This window comes from Microbacterium sp. Se63.02b, from assembly GCF_014171575.1.
Lineage (GTDB): Bacteria > Actinomycetota > Actinomycetes > Actinomycetales > Microbacteriaceae > Microbacterium.
Window position 1 is genome coordinate 3,284,756 of record NZ_CP050453.1, and the last position, 22,866, is coordinate 3,307,621.

Annotated in this window: 23 protein-coding genes and 5 pseudogenes; 13 read left to right on the forward strand and 15 right to left on the reverse strand. The window is 69.6% G+C overall.

The window, feature by feature from the left end; genetic code table 11:
- Positions 1-55 precede the first annotated feature (55 nt).
- Positions 56-516: pseudogene (locus tag G4G29_RS16355) on the forward strand (CinA family protein).
- Here G4G29_RS16355 and G4G29_RS22630 read toward each other — a convergent pair.
- The 10 genes and pseudogenes from G4G29_RS22630 to G4G29_RS16385 all read right to left on the reverse strand — a co-directional run bounded on the left by G4G29_RS22630 (position 510) and on the right by G4G29_RS16385 (position 7,104).
- On the reverse strand, positions 510-950 hold the full coding sequence (locus tag G4G29_RS22630; RefSeq protein WP_244632611.1) for a zinc-binding dehydrogenase: 441 nt from the start codon (positions 948-950) through the stop codon (positions 510-512). The pseudogene G4G29_RS16355 and the gene G4G29_RS22630 overlap by 7 nt on opposite strands.
- Positions 839-1,387 carry an alcohol dehydrogenase catalytic domain-containing protein gene (locus G4G29_RS22635; protein WP_345941185.1) on the reverse strand — a complete coding sequence of 183 codons (549 nt, stop codon included), beginning with the start codon at positions 1,385-1,387 and terminating at the stop codon, positions 839-841. Before G4G29_RS22635 ends, G4G29_RS22630 begins: the two co-directional genes overlap by 112 nt.
- Positions 1,388-1,404: 17 nt before the next feature.
- Positions 1,405-1,526, reverse strand: a pseudogene (locus tag G4G29_RS24190) (alcohol dehydrogenase); the annotation flags it as partial.
- Positions 1,527-1,601: 75 nt separating this feature from the next.
- Entirely contained in the window at positions 1,602-1,949 is a 348-nt protein-coding gene (locus G4G29_RS22640) for an HAD hydrolase-like protein (protein ID WP_244632111.1), read from the reverse strand.
- Positions 1,946-2,308, reverse strand: a complete 363-nt coding sequence (locus tag G4G29_RS22645; protein ID WP_244632112.1) for an HAD family hydrolase — start codon at positions 2,306-2,308, stop codon at positions 1,946-1,948. The genes G4G29_RS22640 and G4G29_RS22645 overlap by 4 nt, the downstream gene beginning before the upstream one ends.
- Entirely contained in the window at positions 2,305-2,799 is a 495-nt protein-coding gene (locus G4G29_RS22650; protein ID WP_244632667.1) for an FAD-dependent oxidoreductase, read from the reverse strand. The genes G4G29_RS22645 and G4G29_RS22650 overlap by 4 nt, the downstream gene beginning before the upstream one ends.
- 95 nt (positions 2,800-2,894) lie before the next feature.
- Positions 2,895-3,464, reverse strand: a pseudogene (locus tag G4G29_RS22655) (FAD-dependent oxidoreductase); the annotation flags it as partial.
- Positions 3,440-5,212 (reverse strand): phosphonate ABC transporter, permease protein PhnE, encoded by a 1,773-nt coding sequence (phnE, locus tag G4G29_RS16375; protein ID WP_244632113.1) that lies wholly within the window; start codon positions 5,210-5,212, stop codon positions 3,440-3,442. The gene phnE and the pseudogene G4G29_RS22655, both read right to left, overlap by 25 nt.
- On the reverse strand, positions 5,209-6,033 hold the full coding sequence (gene phnC / locus G4G29_RS16380; protein ID WP_183150834.1) for a phosphonate ABC transporter ATP-binding protein: 825 nt from the start codon (positions 6,031-6,033) through the stop codon (positions 5,209-5,211). Before phnC ends, phnE begins: the two co-directional genes overlap by 4 nt.
- A 141-nt stretch (positions 6,034-6,174) precedes the next feature.
- A complete protein-coding gene (locus G4G29_RS16385; protein WP_183150835.1) occupies positions 6,175-7,104 on the reverse strand; it encodes a phosphate/phosphite/phosphonate ABC transporter substrate-binding protein in 930 nt (309 codons plus the stop codon).
- A 171-nt stretch (positions 7,105-7,275) separates the two neighbouring features.
- Here G4G29_RS16385 and G4G29_RS16390 point away from each other — a divergent pair, with 171 nt between their 5' ends.
- Positions 7,276-8,019: a GntR family transcriptional regulator gene (locus G4G29_RS16390; RefSeq protein ID WP_244632114.1), complete on the forward strand. Its 744-nt coding sequence runs from the start codon at positions 7,276-7,278 to the stop codon at positions 8,017-8,019.
- A 248-nt stretch (positions 8,020-8,267) separates the two neighbouring features.
- Here G4G29_RS16390 and G4G29_RS16395 read toward each other — a convergent pair whose 3' ends face one another.
- Positions 8,268-9,365: a histidine kinase gene (locus G4G29_RS16395; RefSeq protein ID WP_244632115.1), complete on the reverse strand. Its 1,098-nt coding sequence runs from the start codon at positions 9,363-9,365 to the stop codon at positions 8,268-8,270.
- A 271-nt stretch (positions 9,366-9,636) separates the two neighbouring features.
- Between G4G29_RS16395 and G4G29_RS16400 the strand changes: the two genes are divergently transcribed.
- On the forward strand, positions 9,637-10,293 hold the full coding sequence (locus G4G29_RS16400) for a response regulator transcription factor (protein ID WP_244632116.1): 657 nt from the start codon (positions 9,637-9,639) through the stop codon (positions 10,291-10,293).
- A gap of 31 nt (positions 10,294-10,324) precedes the next feature.
- On the opposite strand, the gene G4G29_RS22660 is transcribed toward G4G29_RS16400, so the two are convergent.
- Positions 10,325-10,696, reverse strand: a complete 372-nt coding sequence (locus tag G4G29_RS22660; protein WP_244632117.1) for an EamA family transporter — start codon at positions 10,694-10,696, stop codon at positions 10,325-10,327.
- A gap of 758 nt (positions 10,697-11,454) precedes the next feature.
- Between G4G29_RS22660 and G4G29_RS16410 the strand changes: the two are divergent.
- From G4G29_RS16410 to G4G29_RS16420, 3 genes and pseudogenes are all read left to right on the forward strand, one after another.
- Positions 11,455-12,737 (forward strand): annotated as a pseudogene (locus G4G29_RS16410) (M18 family aminopeptidase).
- A 67-nt stretch (positions 12,738-12,804) separates the two neighbouring features.
- Positions 12,805-14,247, forward strand: coding sequence for a cytosine permease (locus G4G29_RS16415; protein WP_183150837.1), 1,443 nt, complete (start codon positions 12,805-12,807; stop codon positions 14,245-14,247).
- On the forward strand, positions 14,244-14,813 hold the full coding sequence (locus tag G4G29_RS16420; RefSeq protein ID WP_183150838.1) for an isochorismatase family protein: 570 nt from the start codon (positions 14,244-14,246) through the stop codon (positions 14,811-14,813). The genes G4G29_RS16415 and G4G29_RS16420 overlap by 4 nt, the downstream gene beginning before the upstream one ends.
- 71 nt (positions 14,814-14,884) lie before the next feature.
- On the opposite strand, the gene G4G29_RS16425 is transcribed toward G4G29_RS16420, so the two are convergent.
- Complete coding sequence (locus tag G4G29_RS16425) at positions 14,885-15,691, reverse strand: MFS transporter (protein WP_244632612.1); 807 nt, start codon at positions 15,689-15,691, stop codon at positions 14,885-14,887.
- Positions 15,589-16,209: an MFS transporter gene (locus G4G29_RS22665; RefSeq protein WP_244632118.1), complete on the reverse strand. Its 621-nt coding sequence runs from the start codon at positions 16,207-16,209 to the stop codon at positions 15,589-15,591. The genes G4G29_RS16425 and G4G29_RS22665 overlap by 103 nt, the downstream gene beginning before the upstream one ends.
- Positions 16,210-16,296: 87 nt before the next feature.
- Between G4G29_RS22665 and G4G29_RS16430 the strand changes: the two genes are divergently transcribed.
- On the forward strand, positions 16,297-17,142 hold the full coding sequence (locus G4G29_RS16430) for a LysR substrate-binding domain-containing protein (protein WP_183150840.1): 846 nt from the start codon (positions 16,297-16,299) through the stop codon (positions 17,140-17,142).
- A 178-nt stretch (positions 17,143-17,320) separates the two neighbouring features.
- Here the strand turns inward: G4G29_RS16430 and G4G29_RS16435 are convergent, their stop codons facing one another.
- On the reverse strand, positions 17,321-18,031 hold the full coding sequence (locus tag G4G29_RS16435) for an MBL fold metallo-hydrolase (RefSeq protein WP_183150841.1): 711 nt from the start codon (positions 18,029-18,031) through the stop codon (positions 17,321-17,323).
- A gap of 80 nt (positions 18,032-18,111) precedes the next feature.
- On the opposite strand from G4G29_RS16435, the gene G4G29_RS16440 reads away from it, so the two are divergent.
- The 6 genes and pseudogenes from G4G29_RS16440 (at position 18,112) to G4G29_RS16465 (ending at position 22,855) form a co-directional block, all read left to right on the forward strand.
- Complete coding sequence (locus tag G4G29_RS16440; RefSeq protein WP_183150842.1) at positions 18,112-18,636, forward strand: TetR/AcrR family transcriptional regulator; 525 nt, start codon at positions 18,112-18,114, stop codon at positions 18,634-18,636.
- A 63-nt stretch (positions 18,637-18,699) separates the two neighbouring features.
- Positions 18,700-19,755, forward strand: a complete 1,056-nt coding sequence (locus G4G29_RS16445) for an alpha/beta hydrolase (protein WP_183150843.1) — start codon at positions 18,700-18,702, stop codon at positions 19,753-19,755.
- A gap of 54 nt (positions 19,756-19,809) precedes the next feature.
- On the forward strand, positions 19,810-20,661 hold the full coding sequence (locus tag G4G29_RS16450) for a tryptophan 2,3-dioxygenase family protein (protein ID WP_183150844.1): 852 nt from the start codon (positions 19,810-19,812) through the stop codon (positions 20,659-20,661).
- 8 nt (positions 20,662-20,669) lie between these two features.
- On the forward strand, positions 20,670-21,437 hold the full coding sequence (locus G4G29_RS16455; protein WP_183150845.1) for a hypothetical protein: 768 nt from the start codon (positions 20,670-20,672) through the stop codon (positions 21,435-21,437).
- Positions 21,389-21,616 carry a hypothetical protein gene (locus G4G29_RS16460; RefSeq protein WP_210274184.1) on the forward strand — a complete coding sequence of 76 codons (228 nt, stop codon included), beginning with the start codon at positions 21,389-21,391 and terminating at the stop codon, positions 21,614-21,616. The genes G4G29_RS16455 and G4G29_RS16460 overlap by 49 nt, the downstream gene beginning before the upstream one ends.
- 1 nt (position 21,617) lies before the next feature.
- Positions 21,618-22,855, forward strand: a pseudogene (locus tag G4G29_RS16465) (aminotransferase class V-fold PLP-dependent enzyme).
- Positions 22,856-22,866 lie beyond the last annotated feature (11 nt).

Consider the following 22,866-nt stretch of genomic DNA (forward strand, 5'->3'; position numbering starts at 1 on the left):
GGAAGACTCTCCCCTGGATCACCTGAGCGAACTCGCGCAGAAGCGCGGCCTCCGCGTGTGCGTCGCCGAATCGCTCACCTCCGGCCGACTGGCGAACACCGTGGGTGCGGGTGCCGACGCCTCGGAGTGGTTCGCCGGGGGATCGTCGCGTACTTCACCGATGTCAAGGAACGGGTGTTGGGGCTGACGCCGGGGACCGACCCCTGTTCGTCCGCCTGCGCCGAGCAGCTCGCGACCGGGGCGCTGCGTCTGTTCGACGGCGACATCGCGGTGTCGACGACCGGTGTCGGCGGTCCCGACCCCCAGGGAGGTCACGAGCCGGGGACGGTGTATCTCGGCTGGGCGACCGCGGAGGGCGTCGGGCATCGTCGGCTGGCGCTCACGGGCGCACCGGACGACGTGCTGGACACGAGCGTCGAGGCCGCCGTCCGGCTGCTCGCGTTCCACGCCGAGGCGCTGCGACCCGCGGGACCCCGCCGAGGCGGCTCGCACCCGGAGCAGACCGCCGCTCAGTGACCGGGCACCAGCCCCACCCGCAGCGGTGCGCCGGGAGCCGCCGCTTCGACCAGAGCCGCATCGACGTCGAGCAGCGAGCGCACCGCACCGACGGCGTCGCCGAACGGGTAGGCGCGGCCGCGGCCGGCCAAGAACGCGACGGCCTCGGCCAGATCCGTCCCCGTGTAGTTGTGGATGCCGGCGACGGTGACCAGCCGTCGCACGATGCTCTCCGCGTCGAGCGGGACGGGTTCGGCGGGGAACACGCTGCCCACCAGCACGACAGTGCCGCCGACGGCCACGCCATCGAGCGCCTGACGCACCGCGTGTCCGGAGGCTTCGATCACGACGTCGGGGTCGCGGTCGAGAGCCGTGGCCCCGAACAGCCCCGCGAACGCTCGGCGATCGACGTTCGGGTCGAGGACCTCGACCGTCGCACCCTGCTCGGCCGCGATCGCCGCGGCGGAGAGCCCGACCAGGCCGGCGCCGTGCACGCGGACCGCCGCGCCGTCGAGGTCGCGATCGCGTGCAGCCCTCGCCACCGCGGCCCACGCCGTCGCGGTCGCACAGGACGCGGGGGCGAGCACGGAGGCCGGCAGCGCCTCGGGCACGCGGACGATCGCGGTTCCTTCCCGCAGCTGCACGTGGCTCGCGAACGCGCCAGTGAGGTCTCCGTGCGCTCCGACGCGGTCATGCCGTACTTGCCCAGCGTGCGGCACTTCTGCGGCATTCCCTGCGTGCAGCGGTCGCAGTGCGCACACGACACCGTCACCGACCACACCACCCGGTCGCCGATGCGCAGGGAGGTACCGTCGACCGTCGTCGCCCCCGCATCGCCCGTGGCGATCACCCGGCCCACGCTCATGCCCGAGCACGAGGGGCGTCGGCGCATGGCGGCGACCCTGCACAGTGTGCACGTCGGAGCCGCAGATCGTCGACATCTCGACCGCCACCAGCACGTCGCCGTCGGCCAGTGCCACTCCGGGAACGGCGATCGTCTCGTGCGGGTGGCCCTCGCCGATCCAGACCATGGCGGTCGCCGCCGGGCGCAGAGCGACGTCGCGACGGTGACCGGGGGACGGATCAGCAGCGTTCCCATGCCGACCTCAGGAGGTCGCGACGAGCGGAAGCAGCTCGCGCTGGACGAGAGCCGGGGCGAGAGCGGTGACATCGCTCAACACGGCATCGGCTCCCGCCGCGCTCAGTGCGGGTCGATCGTGCGCGCCCGTGAGCACACCGGCGACGAATCCCGCACCGGCCCTGCGCCCGGACTCGATGTCGCTGACCGTGTCTCCTGCGATGGCCACGGCAGCGACAGACGAGGTCTGCGTGCGCAGCAGTGCCGTGAGCACGAGGTCGGGTGCCGGACGCCCGCGCCCTGCGTCGACGGGTGACAGCGCGAGGTCGATGAGGCCCTCCCACCCGAGGCCCGTGATCAGGACGTCGCGGGTCACGGGGCGAACCCCGTCGTGAGCACGACGGTGAGTCCGGCATCCTTCAACCCCTGGATCGCGTCGGCCGCACCCGGGATCTCGGCGACACCCTGCTCGGCGACGATCTCGGCGTAGGCGTCCTCGAACGCGGCGGTCGCACGGGCCGCCGCCGCGCGGTCACCGGCTGCGAGATACGTGAACACGTCGATCTTGGACTGCCCCATGGTCTCGCGGACGTACTCGAGGGCTTCGCCCCACGGCATCCGGTCAGCGACGCCGGTGCGCTCGGCCGCCCGCTGGAACGCCTGTTCCACGACGCCGTCGTCGCGCACGGTCGTCCCTGCCATGTCGAGGACGACGAGTTCGAGGGGAGTGATCATGATGTTCCTTCCATTGCTGCTGCCCACCCGAAGGCGGCGGCGAGGTTCTCTTCAGCCAGACCGAGGCCGGTCGTCATCCCGATGCCGGTCGTCGCGGCGAGCACGAGCACACCGTCATCGCCCCGGTCGATCAGGAACTCCTGGGGCCCCTTGGCGTACACGCCCTGCCAGCGCTCGATCACCCGGGGCGGCGGCGCGTCGAACAGCGCCTCCGCCTCGGCGAGGAACGCGGCGAACGCCGTCTCGGGCTGGAACGGCGCCGGCGCGGCCGATGTCGCATGCGAGTCGCCGATGATGAGGGTGCCGTCGGGGAGTTGCGTGTACATCTGGTTGAGGTCGATGGCGGCGAGCTCAGGGCGCTCGGCGTGCAGACGTTCGCGGAGCACCGCGGTCTCGAAGGTGTCCGCGAAGCGGCCGTACCGCACGAGAGACCAGCCCGTGAGCAGCGGCGCGGCGAGCGGATGCGGGAACGAGACGGCGGCCCGCACCATGTCGAGCGCGCAACGGTCGACATGGTGCCGCCCGCCACGTCGGGCAGCAGTTGGTCGATGTCGTGATTGACGGCGACGACGACACCGCCGCAGCTGATCGATCCCCTGGTGGTCTCGACGTGGCCCGCCCCCACCGCTGTGACAGCGGTGCGGAAGCGGAAGTCGACGCCCAGCGCCGCGAGGTGCCGCACGATCGCGGCGGCAGCGGTGCGGGGGTCGGTCTGCAGATCGCTCTCGATGTGCGCGCCGCCGACGAGCCCCTCTGCGCGCAACGGCGCGAGGCGCAGGAGTTCGGATGTGTCGAGCATCCGTATGCCGCCGTCGCGTGCCGCAGCTTCGAGCACCGCGATCTCGTCGTCGTGCCGTGCGGCGACCATGGTGCCGGATTCGCGCAGCCAGAATCCCGCATCGCGGGCGAGCCGCAGCCACAGCTCCCGCGAGAGGTCGGCATAGCGCCGCGCCTCTCCTCCCTGCGCAGCGATGCACAGGTGGCCGAAGTTGCGGATCGTCGCCCCGACCGGCGCATCGGTGCGATCGAGCACGATCACGCGCAGCCCGCGACGGACGGCGGCATAGGCCGCGCCGAGCCCGACGATGCCGGAGCCGACCACGACCACGTCGGCCGCATCGACGGCGCGGGTCACTTGAACACCTTCCGCATCCACATCGCGAGGCCTTCGACAACGAGCACGGTGGCGAGGATCATCAGCACGATCGCGGTCACGGTCTCATACCGCGAGCCCTGGCTGGCGTTGAGCAGGTAGTACCCGACGCCGCCGCCGCCCACGATGCCGAGGATCGTCGCGGCGCGGATGTTCGTGTCGAGCATGTAGAAGCTGTGCCCGATGAGCGCCTGCATCCCCTGCGGCACGGTGGCGGAGGCGTAGGTCTGCAGTCGGGTCGCTCCGACGGCTCGGAGGGCCCGCTCCGGTCCACGGTCCACCTCTTCGAAGGAGTCCGCGATGAGTTTGCCGAGCAGGCCGATGCCTCCGATCGCCAGCGCGATGACGCCCGCCTGGGCGCCGAGACCTGTGATGACCACGAGCACGATCGCGAGGATCAGCTCGGGGATGCCGCGGATGCCGACGAGCAGCAGTCGGGCGGTGCCGCGCGCTCCGGGGTTCGGGGCGACGTTGCGGGCAGCGAGCGAACCGAGCAGGAGCGAGGGGAGCAGGGTGAGCACGGTCGCGGCGAGCGCGATCGCGATGGTCTCGCGCATCGCCTGGAACATGGCGCTCGCGTCGTAGTTGCCGAACGACGGCGGCCAGAACCTCGCAGCGACCTCCGGCAGCTTGGCCCAGAAGGTGAAGAGGTCCATCCAGTTGATCTGGCTCACGACGACGCTGCCGATCACGACGAGCACGGCGACGACGCCGGCGATCGTGTGGCGCACACGCTGGGCGGTCCACGGGCGCCGCACGGCTGTCTGCGGAGATGTCGCCCAGGCAGGACGGTCTGTGGACGCCGGAGTCGTACGGTAGCCGAGACGCGGGTGCAGCAGACGGTCGATCCACGAGCGGGTGTGCTTCTGCTCGCCGAGCATCGCGCCGCGCACCATGCTCGAGACGATCTCCATCACGATGCAGAGGATGAAGATCACCAGCGCGATCCCGAGTCCCTTGCCGTAGTTGAGCGACTTGAAGGCGTACGACATCTCGAGGCCGAGGCCGGCGACGCCGACGTAGCCGAGGACGACGCTCCCCCGCAGGTTGATGTCGTTGCGGTGCAGCACGGTCGCCACCCAGCTGGGCAGCACCTGCGGGAGGATGCCGGCCGTGAACTCCTGCATCTTCGATCCACCGGCGGCGCGGATCGCGAGGCGAGGTCCTTCGTCGATCTGCTCGATGGCATCGGCGAACATCTTGGAGATCATCCCGATGGAGTGGATGCCGATCGCGAGAATGCCAGGGAGTGTTCCGAGCGAGAACATCAGCACGAATGCCATCGCGAGCACGACGTCGGGCAGTGCCCTGGTGAGCACGCCGATGAACCGTGCGGCGGCGCGCCAGCCGTTCCCTGGCGTGGTGTTCGACGCGGCGAGGTAGGCGATCGGCACCGACAGCACGGCGGCGAGCAGGGTGCCGACGAGCACGAGTCCGACCGTGAGCGCGATCAGCCACGCGAGGTCGGCGGGTTCGGGAAAGGAGAGTCCGCCGACGCGGGCCATGAAGTTCTCGGCGTTGCCCCAGCTCTGCACCATCGCCGGGATCGAGATGTCGACGTCGCGCACGGCGATGATGCCGAGCACGACGAGGGCGACGAGGGTCAGCGATGCCGCGATGCGCTCCGGCGACACCGGTCGCTTCGGCGCCCGGTCCGCGACGCCGCCCGGCTCAGGGCCTGCAGGCCCGCCGGTGGGGTCGGGGCCCCCGCCTCGCGTCGACGCCCCTGTCGGCGCACCGAGAGTCGTCATGATGCGGCCACCTGCGCTGCCGCCTCGACGAGTTCTTCCTGCACCGCGCGGATCTCGGCGGTCGTCGTCGCGACGCGTCCGTAGATCTCCATGACCTCCGCCTTCGTGAGGTCGCCGGTCGGGGTGTCGAGCACGACCTCCCCGTGGCGGAGCCCGACGATGCGGTCCGCCCAGGAGATCGCGAGGTCGACCTGGTGCAGGCTGCACACCACGGTGAGTCCTTCGTCGGCGGCGATCTCACGGATCAGAGCCATCACCTGTTCGCTCGACTCGGGGTCGAGCGAGGCGACCGGCTCGTCGGCGAGCAGGATCGCCGGCTTCTGCATGAGCGCACGGGCGATGGCGACGCGCTGCTGCTGCCCTCCCGACAGGGTGTCGCTGCGCTGATAGGCGCGGTCGAGCAGCCCGACGCGGTCGAGGTGCTCGAGCGCCGTGAGCTTCGCGGAGCGCGAGTAGCCCCACAGCCCGAGGCGGGGGCCGCGCACGCCCGACAGCGAGCCGGTGAGCACGTTCTCGAGCACCGTGAGCGAGGGGACGAGCTCGAACTGCTGGAAGATGAACCCGACGCTGCGGCGGAGTTCGCGCAGGGCACGTCCCTTCAGGGTGGGAACTGCGGATCCGAGCACCTCGACGGCACCGGAGGTGGGCGTCTCGAGGCCGTCGAGGTGGCGCAGCAGTGTCGACTTCCCCGAGCCCGAGAGCCCGAGGAGCACGACGATCTCGCCGCGGGACACCTCGAGCGAGACGTCGCGGAGCGCCGTGGTCGTCCCGAACGTCTTCGTCACGCCGTCGAGTCGGATGAGGGCGTCGGATGCAGTCATGTCAGGTTCCTGGATCTTCCGGTGTTCGGGGGCGAGCGGTCGTCGTGCAGGCGGTCGAGGCGTCGAGCGAGGGATGGCCGTCGAGCGGGCGGAACGGAGCGCATGCCCCCTCCGCCCGCTCGGCGACCGGTCAGAACGTCATCAGCTCTGGCACTGCTCCGCTTCGGTCTCCTTGCAGATGTCGCGGATCAGGTCGTAGTACGCGTCATCCACCGGCTTCGTGGCGTAGAACACGCTGCGGAAGGCGTCGGTGTCGGCACCGTCGATGCCGGCGGCGATGATGTCGTCGATCGTGATCTCGGAGAGGCCGTCGATGAGCTTCTGGGAGACGTCGTCCGGAAGCGTGGACGAGTAGACCAGCGGCGCACCGGGGACCATCGTCTCGTCGATGACCTTCACCTTGTCGGACTTCTCGACCTCGGAGTCCTCGGCGAAACCGGCCTCGCACTCGACGCCCTCGCCCACCTTGGTGACGCTGACGTCGTGCTTGCCCGCGAAGACCGGTGTGATGTCGGTCTTGGGGTCGATGCCCGCCTTGAGGAGGTTGTACGACGGGAACAGGTAGCCGGACGTCGAAGACGGGTCGACGAAGCAGACCTTCTTGCCCTTGAAGTCGTCGATGCTCTTGATGTCGCTGCCCGCGGGGACGATCGCCTGCGAGTAGTAGCCGGGCTCCTGGCCCTCGGCGGTCACGATCGAGGAGATCGGGGTGAGCTTGGCGCCGTTGTTGGTGGCCGTCACGTACGTGAACCCGGAGAACGACGCGACGTCGACCTTGCCGGCCACCGCGGCCTCGATGAGGGCGGCGTAGTCGGTGGACTCGTGGTACTCGACGGTCTTGCCGGTGATCTCGGCGATGTAGTCCATGAGCGGCTGGTAGTTGGTCTCGGTGTCGACCGAGTCGGGGACGACGCCGAAGACGAGAGTGTTCTCGTCGACCGCGAAGCCGCCTGCAGCGGACGACTCGTCGGTTCCCGGGGTGCCGGTGGCCTCCGCGGTGCCGGCACAGGCCGCGAGACCGAGGGCGAGGAGCGCGACGCCGGCGAGGGCGGGGAGAGCGCGAAGCTTCATGAGGACCTTTCAAGGGTGTGAGGGCTGATCCACGGAAGACTCTCTCAGGTGAAGGAGCGAGATATGTACCTAACTCGGAAGAGTTCAGGGCCCGTTCACCCGGCATTCGCCTGAATGAACACTCCTGGAACCCACACGCCTCGGGACCCGCTGACCAAGTAATGTACCTATGTGGCTGAAGCTGTGTACACCCAGATCGCCGAGGACCTCCGCGCGCAGATCGCTGCGGGGGAACTCCGCCCCGGCGACGACGTTCCGACCGAGGCCGAACTCGCCGTGCGGTGGCGCACGTCTCGCGGTCCGATCCGCAACGCGCTGGCCGCGTTGCGGAGCGAGGGCCTGATCGAGACGAGTCGCGGACGGCCCGCGCGCGTGGTCGCGCGCAAGGCGAATCAGGCCGTCGACGTCTCGGTGCCGTTCACACGATGGGCACGCGAGTTGGGCGTGACCCCGGGAGCGCAGACGCAGGAGCTCAGCCTTCGACGCGCCGGCGACGGGGCGGCGGCCCTCGGCGTCGCGGTGGACGACACGATCGTCAGCGTGGTGCGTCTGCGCCTGCTCGACGGACGCCCGACGATGCTCGAACGGCTGACCTACACCGAGGTCGCCGGTCGCCGACTCTTCGACGTCGACCTCGATCAGGTGTCGATCACGGAGTACCTGGCGTCGGTGGGCCACCCGATCGTCACCCTGCAGCACGTGATCGACGCGGTCGCCGCCGACGATCAGGATGCCGCGCTGCTCCGCGTGCCCCGCGGCACGCCGATCCTCCGCCTCACCCGCACGTCTCGGGACGCGGAGGGGCGGATCTTCGAAGCCTCCGAGGACCGGTATCTGAGCGAGGTCGTGCGGTTCACGGTGGCCGCATCCGGGATCTCGACGGACGGGCACTACATGCGCGCGGTCGGGGCGTAGCGGCACGGGCGCTCGGGCACGGCGCAAAAAAGCGCCCGTTAACGCAGAAGGCGATCGCGAGCGCGCAAGTGTTTCAGAAGCCAGAAAGACCGCGCCCGCGATCGCAGCGCTGGGGACGCTTTATCTGGGGAACCTCCAGAATAGGGAGGGAGGCGGCTGGCCCTGAAGAGTCGAACGTCGAGACTCTTCTAGACTTTCGTCTAGGGTCTATCGAACGCCGAAAGTGCGTGCTCGCCCACTCTAGAGCATCAGACGACGGGAAGTCGGGCCGACACGACCCAATGCCCGTCCACCTCTCCGGCGCTGAACTCGCCACTTGCGCCCATGACGCGTTCGGCCATGCGCCCGAGGCCGGTGCGGCTCGAGGAGAGTTCGCGGCGCGGGGTCGTCGGCAAGGGACTGCGCAGGGTGAGGTGCGCGACCTCGTCGTCGACGGACAGGAGGATCTCCACCTGCCCCTGGCCGGCGTACTTGAGGATGTTGGTGGCCGACTCTCGCGTGATGCGTGCGAGCACGATCTCGACCGCGCGCGGGATGCGCTCGTCTCGAGGGTCGCCTTCGCGGACCACCGAGTGTCCGGCGGCTTCGAACTCGCTCTGCGCTTCGTCGATGGCCGCCGCGAGGTCTCCCGTCTGCACGCTGGACGACTGCGGTCCATCGTCGGCGAGTTCGATCACGAAGCGGAGGTCCGTCATCGCCTTGCGCGCGGCGACGCGGATCGCTTCCTGCGAGTCGGTGCTCGTCTGCGGGTCTTCGAGCATCTGCACGTGCAACGCCACCACCGTGAGGTGGTGCGCGATGCTGTCGTGCAGCTCACCGGCGATCCATCGTCGCTCGGCGAGCACTGCTTGGCGTTCCTGTTCGGCACGCTCCTCGAGCTCCCGCTCGAGACGACTGCCCCTGGCGAAGGCGAGCCGCAGGGCGAACCCGACAGCTCCCGCCACCGTGGCGAAGACGAGGTAGAGGGCGACGTTCACATTGGCTTCAGCGTCGCCGTTGGCGACGAGCGCCGCTGCGACCAGGAACGCGCCGGTGTAGGAGAGGATCAGTGAAGTCCACCCCAGCCTCATGACCAGTCCAGCCGCGACAGCGGCTGCGGTCAGTACCTGGAGTTCCGATCCGGGGATGAACGAGAGTGCGAACACGACGCCGAGGGCGCATGTCGCGATGAGCGGCTTCCAGAGATAGAGCGCGAACGCCGCGGTGGACGCCACGCTCACGAGGAGCGCGACCGGGTTCACACCCGGTGTGGTGAAGAAGCCGATGACGTCAGCGGCGATGGTGATGGTGACGATCACCAGAACGACGATGCGCTCGATCGCACTGAGCTTCTCGCCTCGGGTCAAGCGGAGACTGTCCGCGGATTCCCGGGTCGACTGGTCGAAGGCCATGCTTCACTATCTCCTATTCGCCAGCTAATCTAGCTGTGGAGACCAAAGAACTTGCCAACCTGCTGCCAGAAAGTCATAACGTTCACCTCCATTTTCTAACTGTTCGTCGATGTCTGTATTCATCTTCTCGGCGATCCGCGGCGAGCACATCTGTCTCACGTCTAGAGCTTTTTGGCCAAAGGTCCACATCGTGTGTGCCAGCCGCCCGCGCCGTTAGGCTTCCCTCATGCAGGAAATCCGTGTAGTGATCGTCGACGACGATCCCCTGGTGCGCTCGGCACTGTCGCATTTCGTCTCGCGCGACCCGAACATCACGGTGATCGCGCAGGCGGAGGACGGCGTGGAGGCCATCTCCACCGTCGAGCGGGAGCAGCCCGACGTGGTGATGATGGACGTGCAGATGCCCGAGATGGACGGCATCGAAGCGACCGGGGTGATCGCCGAGCGCTGGCCGCACGTGCGCGTTCTCGCGGTGACGACGCTGGACGGGAGCGACACCGTGCTGCCGATGCTGAGTGCCGGCGCCTCGGGCTACCTGCTGAAGGATTCCAGCGCCGAAGAGATCGTCACCGGTGTCCGCGAGGTGCACAGCGGTGCGAGTTCGCTGTCACCGCGGATCGCGTCGATGCTCATCAAGCACGTCCGCGACTCCACCCCCGTCGCTGCGGATGCCGACGCCCTCGAACCGCTCACCGAGCGTGAGGCCGAAGTCCTCCAGTGCCTCGCGAAGGGCATGTCCAACGCCGAGATCGCCAAGACGCTGATCGTCTCCGAGGGCACCGTGAAGGCGCATCTCGGGCGCATGATGGCCAAGTGGCACCTGCGCGACCGCGTGCAGATCCTGGTCACCGCCGCGCACGCCGGGCTCGTCAGCTTCCGCTGACCTCTCCCCCGCCCGCGCCGCGCAGCCGCCGTCACATCGCCAGCAGAACGATCCCCGCGACGACGACGAGCGACGCGCCGATCCGCCGCCACGGCTTCGACTCCCGCAGCACGAACACCCCGAACAGACTCACCAGGACGACGCTGACCTCGCGCAGGGGCGCGACGAGCGCGACCGGGGCGATCTGGATGGCCGTGAGCACCAGGATGTACGACAGCGGCGACAGGATGCCGAAGACGAGGATGCGGCGCCACTGGGTGCGGCCGAGCGCCCACACCGCGTTCCATCTCCGACGGACGGCGATCGAGTAGAAGGGCACCTGGAGCAGGGTCGTGCCGACCATGAAAGCCACCGGCGACAGGTTCCAGGTGCGCACCGCGTGCGCATCCCAGATCGTGTACACGGCGATCGCGACCCCGTGAGCAGGCCGAAGAGGATGCCGGGGTCGATGCGACCGCGACGACCGGAGCCGCCGCGGTCGACCAGGCCGATGGCGACCACGCCGACGATCACGGCCGCGACCCCGATCAGCGCGATCGCCGATGGGCGCTCCCCGAGCAGGAGGACCGCCACGATCACCGACAGGAAAGGGCCGGTACCGCGCGCCGTCGCATAGACGGTCGAGAGGTTCCCCTCGCGATACCCCCGCTGCAGCACGGTCATGTACGCCACGTGCAGCGCCGCCGAGACGCCGACGCCCAGGGCGAAGGACCCCAGGTCGTCGGCGCCGAGTCCGCCGGTGAACGGCACGGCGCCGATCCACACGAGCGTGCTGGCGACCGCGCCCCACCAGAGGAACGGCGCGCCGGCCCTGCTGATGCCGTGCGCGATGACGTTCCATGCGGCGTGGGCGATGGCCGCCCCGAAGACGAGGACGAACGCGAGCGGAGACACGACGAGACCCTTCCGTCCGGCGCGCGGCGCGACGAACAGGGTCCTCCGGGCTTTTGTCCTGTCAGATGACGGCCCTCCTGCGGAGGAGGACCGTGGCGCCGCTCGGACCAGACGGGCGCGAACCCCGGAACCCTAGGCGCTATCGGGACCACCCTAACGCGCCAGGATGAACGCACGGCAAACGAGGGCCCCGGCCACCCTCGGCGGATCGGAGGGCAGGACACCGCGACTACGCTCGAAGCACGCCCGTCTCCAGGAAGGCACGTCATGCCCGTCACTCCGGTCGCCCTCGCCCACGCCGAGGACCTCGCCGACTTCGTCTCGGATTCACCCTCGAGCTATCACGCGGCGGCAGAGGTCGCCCGACGGCTCGAAGACGCCGGGTACACGCGTCTGAACGAGGAGGACGCCTGGCCCGCACAGGCCGGCGGACGGTTCGTCGTGGTGCGCGACGGCGCGACGATCGCGTGGGCCGTACCCGAAGACGCCTCGGCGACGACTCCCGTGCAGATCTTCGGCGCCCACACCGACTCCCCGGCTTCAAGCTCAAGCCGCAGCCGACCACCGGGTCGCGCGGATGGCTGCAGGCGGCGGTCGAGGTGTACGGCGGACCGCTGCTGAACTCCTGGCTCGACCGCGAACTACGACTCGCGGGGCGGCTCGCCCTCGCCGACGGCCGCGTCGTGCTCGCCGACACCGGCCCCCTGCTGCGCCTCCCCCAGCTCGCCATCCACCTCGACCGCGGCGTGAACAACGGCCTCGCGCTCGACAAGCAGGTCGAGACGCAGCCCGTGTGGGGACTCGGCGACGCGAGCGAGGCCGACATCCTCGCCGAACTCGCATCCTCCGCGGACGTCTCCGCAGCCGAGATCCGCGGATACGACGTGGTGGTCGCCGACGCCGCGCGCGGGGCGGTGTTCGGAAAGGACCGTGCGTTCTTCGCATCCGGTCGCCTCGACGACCTCGCCTCCGTGCACGCCGGCGTGGTGGCCCTCGCCGCGCACGAGGCGAAGGCCGGAAGCCCCATCGCCGTGCTCGCCGCCTTCGACCACGAGGAGCTCGGGTCGGCATCGCGCTCCGGTGCAGCCGGCCCCTTCCTGGAAGACGTGCTCGAGCGCCTGTACGCGGCGCTCGGCGCCGACTCGTCGGCACGGCGTCAGGCCTACGCGTCATCGTGGTGCCTGTCGAGCGACGTGGGTCACTCCGTGCACCCCAACTACGCCGCCAAGCACGACCCCGTGGTGCAGCCGGTGCTCGGCTCCGGCCCCATCCTCAAGCTCAACGCCAACCAGAGGTACGCGACGGATGCCGTCGGCACCGCGTCATGGCGGACCTGGTGCGAGCGTGCGGGAGTCGTCACGCAGGAGTTCGTGTCGAACAACAGCGTTCCATGCGGCTCGACCATCGGACCGATCACCGCGACACGCCTGGGCATCCGCACGGTCGACGTCGGCATCCCGATCCTGTCGATGCACTCCGCGCGCGAACTCGCCGGGGTCTCCGACCTGCACGACCTCGCCCGCACCGCGCAGTCGTTCTTCGCCGGCTGATCGACGCGGGAGCGATCCGCTCCACGAAGTCCGCCCTGCGAGGTCACGGCAGTGCCAGGATGTGACCATGACGGACATCACGCCGGGACTCATCGAGCGCGCGGGCATCGAGATCATCCCCGAGTCGGAGCGCACCGCGAAGCCCCGCGACCTCTTCTGGCCGTGGTTCGCGGCGAACGTGTCGGTCTTCGGCATGTCGTACGGGTCGTTCGTGCTCGGTTTCGGGATCTCGTTCTGGCAGGCCACCGTCGTGTCGGTCATCGGCATCGTGGTGTCGTTCCTGCTGTGCGGGTTGATCGCGATCGCGGGCAAGCGCGGCTCGGCGCCGACCATGGTGCTCTCCCGCGCGGCCTTCGGCGTGCAGGGTCAGAAGGTGCCCGGCATCGTGTCGTGGCTGACCTCGATCGGGTGGGAGACGTTCCTGGCGATCATGGCCGTGCTCGCCACCGCCACCGTGATCACGCAGCTCGGCGGTGACGGCGACAGCATCGCGCTCAAGATCATCGCGACCGTGATCGTCGCCGCGCTGATCGTCACCGCATCCGTGCTGGGCTACCACACGATCATGAAGCTGCAGTCGGTGCTCACGTGGGTCACCGGCGTCGTGACCGTGCTCTACATCATCCTCGCGGCGCCAGAGATAGACCTCGCCGCCGTGATGGCCCGCCCCGACGGCGGCATCGGCCAGGTGATCGGCGCTCTCGTCATGGTGATGACCGGGTTCGGGCTCGGCTGGATCAACATCGCCGCCGACTTGTCGCGGTACCAGAAGCGCACGGCATCCGACGGGGCCATCGTCGCGTGGAACACGATCGGCGGCTCGGTCGCCCCGGTGATCCTGGTGGTGTTCGGCCTGCTGCTCGGCGGCTCCGACGAGGAGCTCATGAACGCGATCGCGGCCGACCCGATCGGTGCGCTCGCGTCGATCCTGCCGGTGTGGGTGCTCGTGCCGTTCCTGCTCACGGCCGTGCTGGCGCTCGTCTCCGGCGCGGTGCTGGGCATCTACTCGTCAGGGTTGACGCTGCTGAGCCTCGGCATCCGCATCCCGCGCCCGTCCGCCGCGGCGATCGACGGAGTGATCCTCACGATCGGCACGATCTTCGTCGTGTTCTTCGCCACCGACTTCCTCGGGCCGTTCCAGAGCTTCCTGATCACGCTCGGCGTTCCGCTGGCCTCCTGGGCGGGCATCCTGATCGCCGACATCCTCCGCCGGCGGAAGGACTACGACGAGGAGGCACTCTTCGACAGCCGGGGTCGCTACGGCGCCTGGGACTGGACCTCGATCGTCACGATGGTCGTGACCAGCGTCATCGGGTGGGGCCTGGTCGTGAACAACTTCGCCGAAGACGCCGCGTGGAACAACTGGCAGGGCTATCTGCTGTTCCTGATCGGCGGCAGGGACGGCGAGTGGGCATACGCGAACCTCGGGGTGTTCTTCGCACTCGTGCTGTCGTTCCTGGTCACGTACTTCGCACGAGCCGCCAAGATCCGCCGCCAGGAGAACGTGTGAGCTCTTCTGCGCCGGGTGAACCCTGGCTCGTGGTGATCGATCCGCAGGTGATCTTCGCCTCCCCCGACTCCGCGTGGGGTTCGCCGTTCTTCCCCGAGGTCGTGCCGCGCATCCGCGCACTCGCGGACGCTTTCGGAGACCGGGTGCTGGTCACGCGGTGGATGCCCACCGCCGACCGCACCACCTCGTGGGGAGACTACTTCGCCGCCTGGCCGTTCGCGGACCAGCCGCCGGAGGATCCGCTGTTCGATCTCGTCGACGACGCCGCCGGACTCTCCCCGCACGCGAGCATCGACCTCCCCACGTTCGGCAAGTGGGGTCCGGAGCTCGAGGCGGCCGTCGGACACGGCGCCCACGTGGTGCTCGTCGGGGTCTCGACCGACTGCTGCGTGATCTCGACGGCCCTCGCGGCTGCGGACGCGGGCGCTCATGTGACGGTCGCGGCGGACGCGTGCGCGGGTTCGACGGCCGAGAACCACGCGGCCGCGCTGCACGTCATGGGGCTGTATCCGCCGCAGATCACGATGAGCGACACGGCCGGGATCCTGTCGACCATCGGCCGGTGACGATCCTCCGCGACGATCGGCGGAGGAGGCGACGATCTGCGGAGGAATCGGCCGAGATCGTCCGGGAATCGTCATCGACCCCGGGAATCGTCACGGCGCCTCGGGCCGCGCACGTCGCACGCGGAGCCGGATCCCCGCAGACCCCACGTGCGGACCGTCAGCGCCACGACGACGCACCCCGCGACGAAGGGCACACCGCCGGCGACGAGGAACCCCGCCGACAGCCCCCACGTCTGCACGATGCCGCCGACGACGACGGCCCCGACGGTCTGCCCCGCCGCGACGATGACGAGGTACAGCCCGGAGACCCGTCCGCGGATCGCCGGGTTCGTCGACAGCTGCACGAGCGCCTCGGCACTCGTCGCGAACATCACGCGCAGCAGCGACAGCACGACCACCGACAGCACGAAGACCGCGTCGATGCGTGCGAACGCCGTGCCGATCATCGCCGCCGCGAACAGGACGGCTCCCGTGACCACCACGGGAACGCCCACCGTCCGCCGCCGCGTCGACAGCACAGCGCCGAGCAGTGCCCCGAACGCCCCGGCCGCCATGTACAGGCTGTACCCGCCCGGACCGGTGTCGAACCCGACGTCTCTCGCCGCGGCCGCGAACAGCACGTTCTGCGTCATGCCGAAGGTCGCGACGAACACCATGAGCACGAGCGGCCACCGGATGCCGGGCTTGCGCCACGCGTAGCGCGCCGCCGCCGTGATCCCGGTGCCGAGTTCCGGCACACGCACGAAGCGCGGGATCTCCGCGGCGCGCAGGCGCGTCAACGCGGTGAAGGACAGCACCGCGAGGACCGCGGAGATCGACAGCGCCCACGGCGCACCGAAGAGGATGAGGACAGCGCCGCTCGCCGAGACGCCGCCCAGCGAGGCGGTGTGGAACGCTGCGGCGTTGATGCCGATCGCCGTCTGCAGCCGCTCTCGGGGACGACCTGCGCGATGAGGGCCGAGCGTGCCGGGCCCTCCACCACCGCCGTGAGCCCGCCGAGGGCAGCCGCCGCGTAGATGTGCCACAGCATCAGCGCATCGAGCTGAGCCAGCACGGCGAGCGCGATCATGACGCCGGCCGCCGTGCTGTTCGCGATGCGGATGACACGCAGCCGCGGGAAGCGGTCCGACAGCGACCCTCCCCACAGACCGAAGAGCAGGATCGGTGCGAACTGGAAGGTGACGGCGAGGCCGACAGCGGCGACGCTGCCCGTGAGCTCGAGGATCAGCCAGTCCAGCGCGATGCGCGAGACCCACGCTCCGATCGATCCGACGAGCATCGAGACGAAGACCCAGCGGAAGCTGCGGACGGCGAGCGTGGCGCGGACGTCTTTGCGGCCGCGCTGGACGATCACGGGGATGGGAGAGGTGTCGGGAATCGGGGTATCGCGCGTCATCGACATGATGCGTCCAGGCTAGGGAGGACTCGACCTCTCCATTCAGACATGTCATGATCGCCATATCACTCATTCGAAAGGTGAATGATGTTCGACCCCCAGCTGCTGCGCACCTTCGTGGCCCTCGCCGAGACGCGCAGCTTCACGCGCGCAGCCGAGCAGCTGCAGACCAGCCAGTCGACGGTGAGCCAGCAGATCCGCCGTCTGGAGCGCGCCGCGGGCAGGACGCTCGCGGTGCGCGACACCCGCACCGTCGAGCTGACCGACAACGGCGAGGCGATGCTCGGCTTCGCGCGGGTCATCCTGAGCGCGCACGACGCCGCCGCCTCATACTTCGACACGTCGGCGATGCGCGGTCGCCTGCGCTTCGGCTCGGCGGACGACCTCGCCCTCACGGAGCTGCCGGCGATCCTCCGCGAGTTCCGCCGCCTCTACCCGCAGATCGACCTCGTGCTCACGGTGGGACAGAGCCCGGCGCTCGCCCGCCGTCTGCGCGCCGGTCAGCTCGACCTCGTGTACGTCAAGCAGGAACCGGGACTCCCGACCGGCCGCCTCGTCCGCCGGGACCGGCACGTCTGGGTCGCACACGAGAGCACCCGGCTCGACCCTGGGGCCCCTGTCCCCCTGATCGCCTACCCCGACCCGAGCCTGTCGCGTGCCGCCGCTATCGAGGCGCTCGCGTCCATCGGCCGCAACTGGCGCATCACCTGCAACGTCCGCGACGTCAACGGGGCTCTCGCCGCCGTCAGGGCCGGCATCGGCATCGCGGTGCTCCCGCGGGCGATGGTGCCGACCGACCTCGTGCCCGTGAGCCCCACCTTCGGCCTGCCCCGCCTCGGCGAGATCGACTTCACGCTGTTGACGAATCCTCGCGCAGCAGGCGGCCCCGTCGACGCGCTGAGCGCCGCCATCGTCGGGCACTCCGGCGACTGAATGCCCGAGACGTGAGAAGGGCCGTGACGATCTGCGGAGGAGGTGACGTTCTGCGGAGGAATCGACGAGGTTGATCGGGGAATCGTCGCCAGTTCCGGGAATCGTCGCCAGTCCCGGGAATCGTGGCCAGTCCCGGGAACCGTCGCCAGTCCCGAGCCCCGTCCACCGATACGATGCCTCAGGCCGCGGCGCGGACCGCCGCAGCGATGTCGGCAGGAGACCCCTGCCAGGGCGCCCCATGACCCGGCAGCACCCAGGAGGCGGGCAGGTCGGCCAGCCGGTCGAGTGAGGCGAGCGCGTCGTCCGGCGCATCCGTGAAGGGGGCGGGCTGCGCTCCGGTCCGACCGGTGAGCACGTGCCGCGTGGTGAGCGCATCGCCGACGAAGACCGCGTCGGCGACCGGGATGTGCACGGCGATGCTGCCCGGCGAATGCCCCGGCATGCCCACCACGACGGGAGCCCCCGGCAGGTCGAGCACATCGCCGTCGGCGACCTCCACGACGTCGTGGACGTAGTGCGTTCGGAGGGCGTTCTTGCGGAGCCCGTAGGCGAAGAACCCCAGGGTGGGTGCGAGTCTCGCCGGTCCCATCGGGGTCTTGGGCTTCTCGCCCGTGCGCACCCGGTGGCTGTCGGCCGCATGGATGAACACCGGCACACCCGCCTCCCGGCGCAGACGCTCGGCGAACCCGATGTGGTCGCTGTCGCCGTGGGTCAGCACGAGGCCGCGGACGTCGGACAACGGCCGTCCGATCTCGTCGAGTTCGCGCTGCAGGTCGTGCCAGTGACCAGGGAGACCGGCGTCTACCAGGGTGATCCCCTCCGGCAGGTCGACCAGGTACGCGGCGACGATGTCGTTGCCGATGCGGTGCAGATGCGGGGCGAGCTTCATGGGGGATCCTCTCGGAGTGTTTGCGATGGCTACGTTACGTAGCTATGGCTATTGTCAATAGCCATCCAGAGAGGACGCGCATGCCCACACCGGAACGCACATCCCTCGAGGAGATCGTCGCGGCAGGACGCGAGATCCTCGAGATCGCCGGCCCCGCAGGCCTGACCATGCAGGCCGTCGCCGCACGCGTCGGCGTGCGCGCCCCTTCGCTGTACAAGCGGGTGCGCGATCGCGACGCCCTGCACGCCGCCGTCGCCACGGCATCGGTCGACGCCCTGACCGTGCGCCTCGACGACGCCGCCGCCGACCTCACGGCACTCGCCGACGCCTACCGCGCCTTCGCCCACGCCCACCCCGAGGGGTTCCGCATCATGTTCACCGCGGCCGTCCCCCGCGATGCCCTGGAACGCTCGGCCGCCCCCGTCATCCGCGCATGCGCCGCCGTCGTCGGCGAGGACGACGCCCTCGACGCGGCCCGCCTCTTCACCGCATGGGCGACGGGGTTCCTGCAGATGGAGCTCTCCGGCGCGTTCCGCCTCGGAGGCGACGTCGACCGCGCGTTCGACTACGGCCAACGTCGGCTCCTCGCCGGCCTCGCCCGCTGAGATCCCGCTCGACGGACTCTGCGGCGCCACGGATTGCTGCCACACTGTTGCCTGGAGGGGTCCATGAGCATCGACGCGCACACCGCAGAGTCCGCACGCCCGAAGAAGGCGCGGAAACCCTGGCACCGGACGAAGGTCGCCCTGGGGATCATCGTCGCCGTCGCCGCGGTGATCGCGATCATCGGATCCATCACGCCGTGGCCGTCGGCGATGATCATCCGCGCGGTGTTCACCAAGGGCGGCGATGAGACCGCCGCCGAGATGGACAGGCACGTGCCCGACACGAAGCTCGACGTGCAGAAGGACATCTCGTACGGCGATGACGGCACGGACACCACGATGGATGTCTTCCGCCCCGCATCCGCCACGGGAGCACTGCCGACCGTGGTCTGGATCCACGGCGGGGCCTGGATCTCCGGCGCGAAGGAGAACGTCGACCCGTACATGCGCATCCTCGCCGCCGAGGGGTACACGACGATCGCGGTGAACTACACGATCGGACCCGAGGGCGTCTATCCACTCGCCGTGCATCAGCTCGACGCGGCACTCGCGTACATCGACGAGCACGCCGACGAGCTCGGGGTCGACCCGCAGCAGATCGTCCTCGCCGGCGACTCGGCCGGCGGACAGCTCGCGAGCCAGATGGCCACTCTCATCACGAATCCCGCCTACGCCGAGATCATGGACATCACGCCGTCGCTGAAGCCGGAGCAGGTGGTGGCGACCGTGCTCAACTGCGGGGTGTACGACCTGGCAGCCCTCGCGCAGCTCGACGGCATCGCCGGATGGGGATTCAAGTCGGCGATGTGGGCGTACTCCGGCACGAAGACCTGGGCGGAGGACTCGACCGGCGCCACGATGTCGACCATCGACTGGGTCACCGCAGACTTCCCGACCACCTACATCTCCGGCGGCAACGGGGACGGACTCACCTGGCTGCAGTCGATTCCGATGGCGAAGCGCCTGGATGAGCTCGGCGTCGACGTCACGACCCAGTTCTGGCCTGCCCCGCACGAGCCGCAGCTGCCACACGAGTACCAGTTCCACCTGGACCTGCCGGATGCGCGGACGGCTCTGCAGAAGACCGTCGAGTTCCTGGACGCACAGACCACCCGCTGAGTCTCAAACATTTCACGCCTGTGACGATCGCCACAGAAGTGATATATTCAGCGCATGCACACCGAGAATGAGCGCGCCCTCGAGTCCGGGATCGTCACCGATCTGTCAGGGCGGATGACCTACGGGGCGTACCTCGCGCTGGACCAGCTGCTCACGGCGCAGCACCCGGTGAGCGAACCGCAGCACCACGACGAGATGCTGTTCATCATCCAGCACCAGACCACCGAGCTGTGGCTCAAGCAGCTCCTGCACGAGCTCTCCTCCGCGCGCGAACTGCTGGCTCGCGACGACCTGCGTGAGGCCCTCAAGCGCATCGCCAGGATCAAGCGCATCCAAGACGTGATGACGCAGCAGTGGTCGGTGCTCGCGACCCTGACCCCCACCGAATACGCCCAGTTCCGCGGGGCTCTCGGCAACTCCTCTGGCTTCCAGTCCGTGCAGTACCGGGCGGTGGAGTTCGCCCTCGGAAACAAGAACGAGAAGATGCTGAGCGTCTTCCGCGACCACCCGGCCAACCTCGCCCTGCTCACCGTGGAGTGGGAGAAGCCGACCCTGTACGACGAATTCCTGCGCTTCGCCGCCCGCCGGGGGCTCCCGATCCCGACGGAGATCCTCGAGCGTGACGTGCGGGAGCCCTACCGGGAGACACCGGAGCTCGTGCCGGCGATCCGCGAGATCTACCAGGACCCGAGCCGCTATTGGGACCTGTACGAGGCGTGCGAGGACCTCGTCGATCTGGAGGACAACTTCCAGTTCTGGCGGTTCCGGCACCTGAAGACCGTCGCCAGGACGATCGGCATGAAGGTCGGCACCGGCGGCTCCAGCGGCGTCGGCTTCCTGCAGCGCGCACTCGATCTGACGTTCTTCCCCGAGCTCTACACGGTGCGCACCGAGATCGGCAGTTGATGCGTTCCGTGACGTTCTTCGACGGTTCCGGCTGGCGCGCGGGCGTCGTCGAGGCCGTCGACGGGCGCGCGCGGCTGCGTGACGATGTTCCGTCGACCGGGCTCACGCCCCTCGACGGCGTGATCGTCGGGGGCTTCACCGACCACCATGTGCACCTCCAGCTCGTCGACCATGCCCAGCTCGCCGGGTCGCGCCTGGGCCGCGTGGTCGACCTCGGCGGCACCCCCGACGTGCTGCGCACGCTCGCCGCGCACAGGGGATCGGTCGCGATCGGCTTCGCCGGGGCGTTCCTCACCGCGCCCGGCGGCTACCCCTCCGATCGCTCGTGGGCTCCGAAAGGCTCGGTCCGCGAGATCGCCGACGCCGACGCCGCGGCAGAGGCCGTCGCCGAGATGGCCGATGCCGGGGCCTCGCACATCAAGGTCGCCCGCAACAGCGTCGCCGGCCCGGTGCTCTCGGACGACCTGTTCCGCACGATCGTCCGGCTCGCGGCACATCGCGGCCTGCCCGTCGTCGCCCACGCGGAGGGACCGTGCGAGGCGCCGCAGGTGGCCCGGCTCGGAGCAGCCCTCCTCGCACATGCGCCCTTCACGGAGCGCCTCGATGACGAGGAGATCGCACGCCAGGCGGCCTCGGTCTCCTGGATCTCGACGCTCGCCATCCACGACGGCCCCGAACGGGGATCGCGGTCGACAACGTGCGACGATTCCACGCGGCAGGAGGCGCCGTGCGCTACGGCACCGACATGGGCAACGGGCCGATGCCCGTCGACCTGAACCCGCGCGAGGTCGCCGCCCTCCGCGAGGCCGGCCTCGACACCACTGCTCTACTGCGCGCGCTCGCCCCGTCGATCCGCTCGACCCCGGCTCCGTCCTGCTGCTGCTCCCCACGCGACCCCGGCGTGCGCAGACCCCCTCGACGCCCGCCCCTCACCCCCGCAGACCTGAAGGTGTGACATGACCGATCCCCGCGACATCTCCCTGCTCGACACGGCCCGTTCCCTCGATGCGGCCGATCCGCTGCACGCGCACCTCGACGCGTTCGCCGAGGCGCCAGGCGTCACCGCCTACCTCGACGGCAACTCGCTCGGCCGCCCGCTGCGCGACATCCCGGAGAAGCTCGCCGCCTTCGTGCGGGACGACTGGGGGACCCGCCTGATCCGCTCCTGGGACGAGCAGTGGATGGCGCTGCCGATGGAGCTCGGGGACCGCATCGGCCGCGTCGCTCTCGGTGCTGCCGCAGGCCAGACCGTCGTCGCCGACTCCACCAGCGTGCTGATCTACAAGCTCATGCGCGCCGCCGCGGCCGCCGACCCCGCCCGCACCGAGCTCGTGATCGAGGCGGGGAACTTCCCCACCGATCGGTTCCTCGCCGAGGGCGTGGCCGCCGAGACGGGCATGACCCTGCGCTGGCTCGAGCCCGACCCCGTGTCGGGAGTGACGGTCGACGATGTCGCAGCGGTCGTGACGGAGCGGACGGCTCTCGTGTCGCTGAGCCACGTGGACTACCGCTCCGGCGCTCTGGCCGACATGCCCTCCATCACCGCAGCCGTGCACGCATCTGGCGCCCTCATGATGTGGGACCTCTGCCACTCGGTCGGCGTCGTGCCGATGCAGCTCGACGAGTGGGGCGTCGACCTGGCCGTCGGCTGCACGTACAAGTACCTGAACGGCGGACCGGGCTCCCCCGCGTTCGCCTACCTCCGACGCGGGCTCCAGGGTGTGCTGCGTCAGCCGATCCAGGGCTGGTGGAGCGCCGCGGACATCTTCGCGATGGGTCCCGAATACGTGCCGTCCGGCGACATCCGCCAACTGCTCAGCGGCACCCCGCCGGTGACGTCGATGCTGGCGATGCAGGGCATGCTCGACCTCATCGAGGAGTCCTCGATCGAGGGCGTGCGGGCGAAGTCGCAGTCGCTCACCGACCTCGCCGTGCGGGCGTACGACGAACTCCTCGCGCCGCTCGGCGTGCGCCTGCTCAGCCCGCGCGATGCCGCCCTGCGCGGCGGCCATGTGACCATCGGTCACCCCGATTTCCGCGACGTGACCCGACGACTCTGGACGGACGGGATCATCCCGGACTTCCGGTACCCCGACGGCATCCGCCTCGGCCTCTCCCCCTTGAGCACGTCGCACCTGGAGACCGTCACGGGGTCATCGCGGTTCGGGACGCCCTGGAGTCCGGTGACTTCTGAGCGTGCAGCCG